Source organism: Streptomyces albidochromogenes (assembly GCF_005981925.1).
Lineage (GTDB): Bacteria > Actinomycetota > Actinomycetes > Streptomycetales > Streptomycetaceae > Streptomyces > Streptomyces albidochromogenes.
Genome location: NZ_VBVX01000282.1, coordinates 1 through 8149 on the forward strand (window position 1 = coordinate 1; position 8149 = coordinate 8149).

At 74.3% G+C, this 8149-nt stretch carries 3 protein-coding genes and 1 pseudogene; all 4 read left to right on the forward strand.

The window, feature by feature from the left end:
* Positions 1-11: 11 nt before the first annotated feature.
* Positions 12-5843 (forward strand): annotated as a pseudogene (locus E2E34_RS27260) (amino acid adenylation domain-containing protein); the annotation flags it as partial.
* Complete coding sequence (locus E2E34_RS27265; protein WP_138904566.1) at positions 5840-6046, forward strand: MbtH family protein; 207 nt, start codon at positions 5840-5842, stop codon at positions 6044-6046. The pseudogene E2E34_RS27260 and the gene E2E34_RS27265, both read left to right, overlap by 4 nt.
* Before the next feature lie 198 nt (positions 6047-6244).
* Positions 6245-6685, forward strand: a complete 441-nt coding sequence (locus E2E34_RS27270; protein WP_244316155.1) for a cobalamin B12-binding domain-containing protein — start codon at positions 6245-6247, stop codon at positions 6683-6685.
* The coding region (locus E2E34_RS27275) for a methylaspartate mutase (RefSeq protein WP_138904567.1) at positions 6682-8149 on the forward strand (1468 nt) is incomplete at its 3' end. The genes E2E34_RS27270 and E2E34_RS27275, both read left to right, overlap by 4 nt.

Below are 8149 nucleotides of genomic sequence, written 5' to 3' on the forward strand. Positions count from 1 at the left end.
GTGGGGGAGGGATCGAACGGGTCGTCGCTCTGCTGGCGGCCCTGCGCGCGGAGTTGCCGGGCGCCGCCGAGGCGCCCCGGCTGCGGGAGCTGCTGCCGGCCCTGTCCGCCGGGGCCACCGTGGACCTCGGGATCGCGGGCGCGGCCGAGGAACGGGTGCCGCTGTCGTTCGCCCAGCGGCGGCTGTGGTTCCTCAACCGCCTGGAGGGTCCGGCGCCGACGTACAACCTGCCGGTGGTCCTGCGCCTGGACTCCGTGCCGGACCGGGAGGCGCTGCACGCCGCCCTCGCCGACGTGGTGGAGCGCCACGAGGTGCTGCGCACCCTCTACCCGGCGGACGCCGCCGGGGAGCCCCGCCAGCACGTACTGGACCGGCCCCGCCCCGAACTCACCGTGCGTCGCGTCCCGGAAGCCGCACTGGCGGCCGAGGTCGCCCGCTTCACCGCGGGCACCTTCGACCTGGAGGCCGAACCCCCCATCCGGAGCGCCCTGTTCGTCCCGGAGGACGGCGGCAGCGGTGTGCTGGCCCTGCTCACCCACCACATCGCCACCGACGGCTGGTCCGTGGGGCCGCTGCTGCGCGATCTGGGCGCCGCCTACGACGCGCGCCTCGCCGGAAGCGGGCCCGCCTGGGAGCCGCTGCCGGTGCAGTACGCCGACTACACCCTGTGGCAGCAGGAGCTGCTGGAGAACGACACGGCCCTGGCCGCGTACTGGAGGGACGCCCTCGCCGGGCTGCCGCCCCTGCTGGACCTGCCCGCCGACCGGCCCCGGCCGGCCACGCCGAGCGGCCGGGCCGGCACCCTCACCGCCGTACTGGACGGCGAGACCCACGGGCGGCTGGCGGCGCTGGCCGGTGGCGCGGACGCCAGTCTGCTGATGGTGGCGCACGCGGCGCTCGCCACCGCGCTGGACGCCTGCGGCAGCGGCCCCGACGTGGCGATCGGGACGCCGGTGGCCGGGCGCTCCGACGAGGCCCTCGACGATCTGGTCGGTTTCTTCGTCAACTCCCTGGTGCTGCGCACCGACGTGTCCGGTGCGGCGGTCCCCGCGGAGCTGGTGGCCCGCGCCCGGGACTCCGCGCTCGGCGCGTACGCCCACCAGGAACTGCCCTTCGACCGGCTGGTGGAGCTCCTCAACCCGCGCCGCGCGCCCGGTGCCAACCCGCTGTTCCAGGTGACCTTGGCGGTGCAGGAGGAAGAGGCCGGCGCGGACCCCCGGGCGGTGCGCGTCGGCGCGACGCTCGGCGGCCGGTACGAGGAGAGCGGCCTGGGCGTGGCCAAGTTCGACCTCGCCGTCACGTGCGTGGCCCGTCCCGGGCACGGCGGTCTCACGGTGTGGTGGACCTACGCCGAGGACCTGTTCGACGAGGCCACCGCCCGGCTGCTGCTCGACGTGTACGTCCGGGCGCTGACCCGGTTCGCCGAGGCCGGGGACGCACCGGTGCGCTCGGCTCCGCTGCTGTCGGCGGCCGAACGGGCCGCGCTGGACGCCCGGCCGGCCCGTACCGCGCTCTCCTGCGAGGAGCCCGTGCGGGCAGGCGGCGAGAGCGAGGCCGACCCGGGGACCGTGGCCGAGCTGTGCGGGATCTTCGCCGACATCACCGGCCGGGACACGGTCGGCCCGGACGACAACTTCTTCTCCGTGGGCGGACATTCGATGGCGGGCGTGCGGCTGATGAACCGGGTGCGGGCCGCGCTCGGGGCGGACCTGCGGCTGCGGGACCTGTTCCTCGCGCCCACCCCGGCCGGACTGGCGGCCCGGATCGCCGCCGCGTCGCGGGACGCGGGAGGGGCCGGGGCAGCGGCCGACGGCCGGCCCGTGCTGGGAGCGGTGCCGCGCGCGGACCGGCCGGAGCGGCTGCCCCTGTCGTACGCGCAGCGCCGGCTGTGGTTCGTCGACCAGTTGGAGGGACCGGGCCGTTCGTACAACATCCCCTTCGTGCTGCGGCCGGACCGGCCGCTGGACCCGGCCGTGCTGGCCCACGCGCTCGCCGACACGGCGGAACGCCACGAGGTGCTGCGGACCGTGTACCCGGCGGAGGACGGGCAGCCGTACCAGGAGGTGCGGGAGGCGGCCCGGCCGGTGCTGGAGGTGGTACGGACCGGACCTGGGGGCGTCGCTGCCGCCGTGGACGCGGCGGCGGGGCACGTGTTCGACCTGGCCGGGGAGATCCCGTTCCGGGCCTGGCTCATCGAGACCGCTCCCGGACCGGGGAGCGACGGTGGGCCGGAGCCTGAGCCGGGGAGCGACGACGGCCGGGAGCCGGGCGGTCGGGCGCTGGAACCGGGCGGTCAGACGCTGGTGCTGCTGGTGCATCACATCGCGGCCGACGGCTGGTCCGCGGGGCCGCTGCTGGCGGATCTCGCCGCCGCGTACACCGCCCGCCTCGGGGGCGCCGCCCCCGCCCGGGAGCCGCTGCCCGTGCAGTACGCGGACTACACCCTGTGGGAGCAGCGGATGCTGGCCGGGCCCGTGGCCGCCGAGCACACCGCGTACTGGCGGGACCGGCTGGCCGGCGCCCCGCCCGTACTGGAGCTGACCCCAGCGCGGACCCGGCCGGCCGACGCCTCGCACCGAGGGGCGGCCACGCCGGTCACGGGCCTGGGCGCGGACACCCACGCCCGGCTGGAGGCGCTGGCCCTGGAGCACGGCGCGACCCTGCTGATGGTGGTGCAGGCCGCCCTCGCCGCCGTGCTGACGCGGCACGGCGCGGGCACCGACCTGCCGCTGGGCACGGTGGTCGCGGGCCGGGACGACCAGGCGCTGGACGAGCTGGTCGGGTTCTTCGTCAACACCCTGGTCCTGCGCACCGACACCTCGGGGAACCCGCCCTTCGCCGAGCTGCTGGACCGGGTCCGGGAGAGCGATCTCGCGGCCTTCGCCCATCAGCAGCTCCCCTTCGACCTGGTGGTCGAGGAGCTGAACCCGGTGCGGTCCACCGCACACCACCCGCTGGTGCAGGTGATGGTGCAGGTGCACCCGGCCGACCGGGCCGCCGGTGAGGAATCGCCGCTGGCCGGTACGCCGGTGGCCGCCGAGTCCGGCTTCACCAAGTTCGACCTGACGCTGGCACTGCGGGAGACCCGGGACTCCTCCGGTGCCCCGGCCGGCCTGGCAGGGGTCCTGGAGTACGCCCTGGACCTCTTCGACGCGGGTACGGCCGCCCAGTTGGCGGCGCACGTGGCACGGCTGCTGCGCGCGGTCGCCGCCGACCCGGCGACGCGGATCGGTGACGTGCCGCTGCTGTCGGCGGAGGAGGCGGACCGGATCCTGGTGCGGTACAACGACACGGCCGCGCCCCCGGTCATGCCGGGTCTGGTCCACGAGCGGTTCGAGGAGCAGGTGCGCCGCACCCCGCGGGCGGTCGCGGTCCGGTACGAGGACGAGACCCTCACCTTCGCGGAGCTCAACGCCCGGGCGAACGCGCTGGCCCACCGGCTGATCGAGGCCGGCGCGCGGCCGCACGGCGCGGTCGGGCTGCTCCTGGACCGCATGCCGCACCTGCTGGTGGCGGCGCTGGCGGCCCTGAAGTGCGGGGCGGCGTATGTTCCGCTGGATCCCCGGCTGCCCGACGCCCGGATCGCCATGATCATGGAGGACACGGGGGCACGGGTGCTCGTCACCCAGGAGGCGTACGCCGGGGCGGCCCCGGTGGCCCGGCAACTGGCGGCGGGCGTACGGGTGCTGTCGGCGGACACTCCGGTGCCCGGCTGCCGGCGCACCGATCCGAGGGTGGCGGTGGGCGAGGACGCCCTGATGTACGTCATGTTCACCTCGGGCTCGACCGGCCGGCCGAAGGGGGTCGGGGTCACCCACCGCAACGTCGTGGAGCTGGTCACGGACCGCTGCTGGAACCACTCCCACCACCGCCGCATGCTGGTGCATTCGGCGATCGGCTTCGACGCCTCCACGTACGAACTGTGGGTGCCGCTGCTCAACGGCGGCGAGCTGGTCTTCGCCTCGGGTTCCGGTACGGACCTCGCCGAGCTGGACCACGCGATCCGCGCCCACGGGGTGACGGCGGCCTACTTCACGATGGGCCTGTTCCACATCATGGCCGACGAGGGGCTGGACACCCTGAAGCTGCTGGACGAGGTGTGGACCGGCGGCGACGTGGCCTCACCGGCCGCCCTCCAGCGGGTCCTGGACCACTGCCCGGACACGGTGCTGGTGCACAGCTACGGCCCGACGGAGACCACGTTCGCCTCGCACCACCAGCGGCTGGACACCGGCTGCCGCACCCTGCCCGGGGTGTACCTGGGCGCGGCGCTGGACAACACCCGGGTGCACGTACTGGACGAGCGTCTGCGGCCGGTTCCGGTGGGAGTGGCCGGGGAGATGTACCTGGCGGGCACCCAGGTCGCGCGTGGTTACCTGGGCCGGCCGGGGCTGACGTCGGAGCGGTTCGTCGCCGACCCGTTCGCCGCGGACGGCAGCCGCATGTACCGCACCGGCGACCTGGTGCACTGGACGGCCGACGGCGAACTGCGCTTCCTGGGACGGGCGGACGGCCAGATCAAGCTGCGTGGCTTCCGGATCGAGCCCGGCGAGATCGAGGAGACCCTGGCCCGGCACCCGGGCGTCGGGCAGGTGGCGGTGGTCGTCTTCGACGACGGACCGGGCGGGAAACGCCTGGTGGCGTACGCCGTGCCGCGCGCCGGCCACTCCCTGGACGGGGAGGAGCTGCTGCGCTGGGCGGGCGGTGAGCTCCCCGAGCACATGGTGCCCGTGGCGGCGGTCCTGCTGGACGAGATCCCGCTGACCGTGAACGGCAAGCCGGACCGCAAGGCGCTGCCCGCTCCCGCGCCGGCGGCGGCCCCCTCGGGGCGCCCGCCGCGCACTCCGCGCGAGGAGGTGCTGTGCGGGCTGTTCGAGGAGGTCCTCGGCGTCCGGGGCGTGGGCATCGACGACAACTTCTTCACGCTGGGCGGGCATTCGCTGCTCGGGGTCCGGCTGGTGAGCCGGATGCGCGCCGCGCTGGGCCTGGAGAGAGGCGTACGGGACCTGTTCCGGACGCCGACGGTGGCGGGGCTGCTCGCCGACGAGCCGTCGGGCTTCGACCCGATGGGGGTGCTGCTGCCGCTCCAGCCGGGCGGCGCCCGCCCGCCGTTGTTCGCGATCCACCCGGGTACGGGCGTGGGCTGGTCGTACGTGGGTCTGGCCCGGCACCTGGGGCCCGACCAGCCGCTCTACGCGATCCAGGCACGGGCGTTGTCGGAACTCGGGCACAGCCCGGGGTCGGTGGAGGAGATGGCCGAGGACTACCTGGCGCACATCCGGCGGGTGCAGCCGCACGGCCCGTACCACTTCCTCGGCTGGTCGTTCGGCGGGACCGTCGCGCACGCCCTGGCGGTGCGGCTGGCCGAACTGGGCGAGCGGACCGCGCTGCTGGCCATGATGGACGTGCACCTGCTGCCCACGGAGCCGGAGCGCCGGCGGATGACCCCCGCGCAGAAGCGGGAGATGCTGGTCGGCGACGCCACCGACGAACCGGCGGACGCCCCTTTCGACGTGGCGGCCCTGATCGGGCTCGTGCGGGAGACCGACCCGGTGCTGGGCGGCTTCTCCGACGGCGAGATCCGCTCGGTGATCGGCGCCTCCATCGATCACGCGGAAATCATGAACCTGTACGCGCCACGGCCGGTGAAGACGGACATGCTCTTCTTCGCGGCCCAGGAAGAAGGCGCTCCGGAGAACACCCTTTCCGAATCCTGGATCCCCCATGTGGAAGGAACCATCGAAAGGCACACCGTCGGTGTCATCCATACCAGGATGGGCGAACCCGAACCCCTTGAATTGATCGGCCGTATCCTTTCCGAGAAAATGAGGAGTCTGTCATGACGAACCCCTTCGACGACACCGAGGGCAGCTTCCACGTGGTGGTCAACGCCGAGGGCCAGCACGCCCTGTGGCCGGCGTTCAGCGAGATCCCCGCAGGCTGGGACAGTGTGTGGGGGGCCGGAGCGAGGGACGAGGCGCTGGCGTACGTCGAGGAGAACTGGACCGACATCCGGCCGAAGAGCCTGCTCGCCCAGTACGCCTGATCCCGCGCCCCGCCGCCTTGGGGGCCTTGCTCGAAGACCGAGAGCCGCGGTCCGGAGAATTCCGGACCGCGGCTCGGCGTTTTCCCGGAAGGCGCAATTCATGACGGCCGGCCGAGCGACTTCCCGCTTTCCTTTGTTCCGCCGCTTCTGCCGCCGCAACTTCCCCTTTCCCTCATTGCCCGTTCGTATATTTTGGGCATGCGACGACGGAGTTTGAAGATACTGCTGGCCGGTACGGCATCGGATTCCCATACCTGGAACCTTGTCTACCTCCAGCTGTTCATGGAGGAGCAGGGGCACCGGGTGACCGGCCTGGGCCCGTGCGTTCCGGACGACCTGCTCGTGGCGGCCTGTGCGGAGCCGCGGCCCGAGCTGGTCGTCGTCAGCAGCGTCAACGGCCACGGCTACCGCGACGGCCTGTCCGCCGTACGAGCCCTGCGGTCCGCCGGAATCCAGGTCCCGGTGGTCGTCGGAGGCAAGCTCGGCGTCGCGGGGCGGGCCGACCCGGCCCAGCGGGCCCTGCTCCTGGACGCGGGCTGCACCGCCGTCCTCGACGACGGGGACGTCGAGGCCCTGCGCGCGTTCACGGCCACGCTCGCCGCCGCTCCGGCGCCGACAGCGCCCCGGGCCGTGGCATGAGTCCGGCCGGTGCGCTCCTCGCTCCCCCGGCGGACCACCGGGACGGCGGCCTCCGCCCCGGTCACCGGTCCGCCGGACCCGACCGGCCCGGGCCTGCCTCCTTCGGCGGGTTCGTCGCGCGGGCCGCGGCGGCCGGCCGCCTGGTGGTCCAGCCCCGGATGGGGTTCGCCGACCCGGAGCGCATGCGGGCGGGCCTGGCCGGCACCCGGTCCCTGGCGGCGGCCACGGTCGGCACGCTCACCATCGACAGCTACACCCGGGTCGGCGACCACGCGGCGGCCCGGGCGGCCCTCGCGGAGGGCGTGCCGCTCAACGGGTACCCGATCGCCGCCCACCCGGCCGAGCGGACCCGGGCCATGCTCGACGGGATCCTCGGCCCCTCGTTCCCCGTGCAGGTACGGCACGGCTCGTCGCGGCCCGAGCCCATCGTCCGGGCCCTTGCCGCCGCCGGGCTCGACGCCACCGAGGGCGGGCCGGTCTCGTACTGCCTGCCCTACGGCCGCACCCCGCTCGCGGAGTCGGTGGCCAACTGGGCGCGGGCCTGCGAACTCCTCGCGACGCTGGTCCCCGCCCCCGGCGTGCCGCACGTGGAGAGCTTCGGCGGCTGCATGCTCGGGCAGCTCTGCCCACCGGGGCTCCTGGTGGCGCTCAGCCTGCTGGAGGGCCTGTTCTTCACCCGGCACGGCATCCGCAGCGTCTCCCTCAGCTACGCCCAGCAGACCGATCCCGTGCAGGACACCGAGGCCGTACGGGCGCTGCACCGGCTGGCCGCCGAGTTCCTGCCCCCGGAGACCGACCGGCACGTGGTGCTCTACACCTACATGGGGGTGTTCCCCCGGACCGAGCACGGCGCGAGGCGGCTGCTGGAGGACTCCGCCCGGCTGGCGGTGCGTGCCGGGGCGCAGCGGCTGATCGTCAAGACGGCGGCCGAGGCGCACCGCATCCCGACCGTACGGGAGAACGTACGCGCCCTGAGGACGGCGGCGGCGAGCGCCGCTCCGGCCGCCCGCCCGCCTCTGGCGCAGCCGTGGCCCGCCGACGGGTCACCGGGGCCGGCCGAGACGGCCGACAGCGAGGTGTACCGCGAGGCCCGGGCCTTCGTCGAGGCCGTACTGGAACTCGGCACGGACCTCGGGCGGGCCCTGCGCACCGCCTTCGCACGGGGCGTACTGGACGTGCCGTACTGCCTGCACCCCGACAACGCGGGCCGCTCCCGCAGCTTCGTCGACCCCGGCGGCCGGCTGCGCTGGGCGGAAACCGGGGCGATGCCGGTACCGCCGTACCTCGCCCCGGGCGGCGGCCGCGCCCCTTTGACCTCCGACGGGCTGCTGGCCGCGCTGCACGGCGTCGCGGCCCGCTACGACCGGTCTCTTATACAAATCTCCGAGCCCACGAGACTAGCGCTCATCCCGTATGCCGTCTTCTGCTTGAAAAAAAAAAACTTATCGACCAGGGTCCGAGCTA

Coding starts and splice junctions, on each gene's coding strand:
- E2E34_RS27265 (WP_138904566.1), top strand. CDS start 5,840: ATGACGAACCCCTTCGACGACACCGAGGGCAGCTTCCACGTGGTGGTC.
- E2E34_RS27270 (WP_244316155.1), top strand. CDS start 6,245: ATGCGACGACGGAGTTTGAAGATACTGCTGGCCGGTACGGCATCGGAT.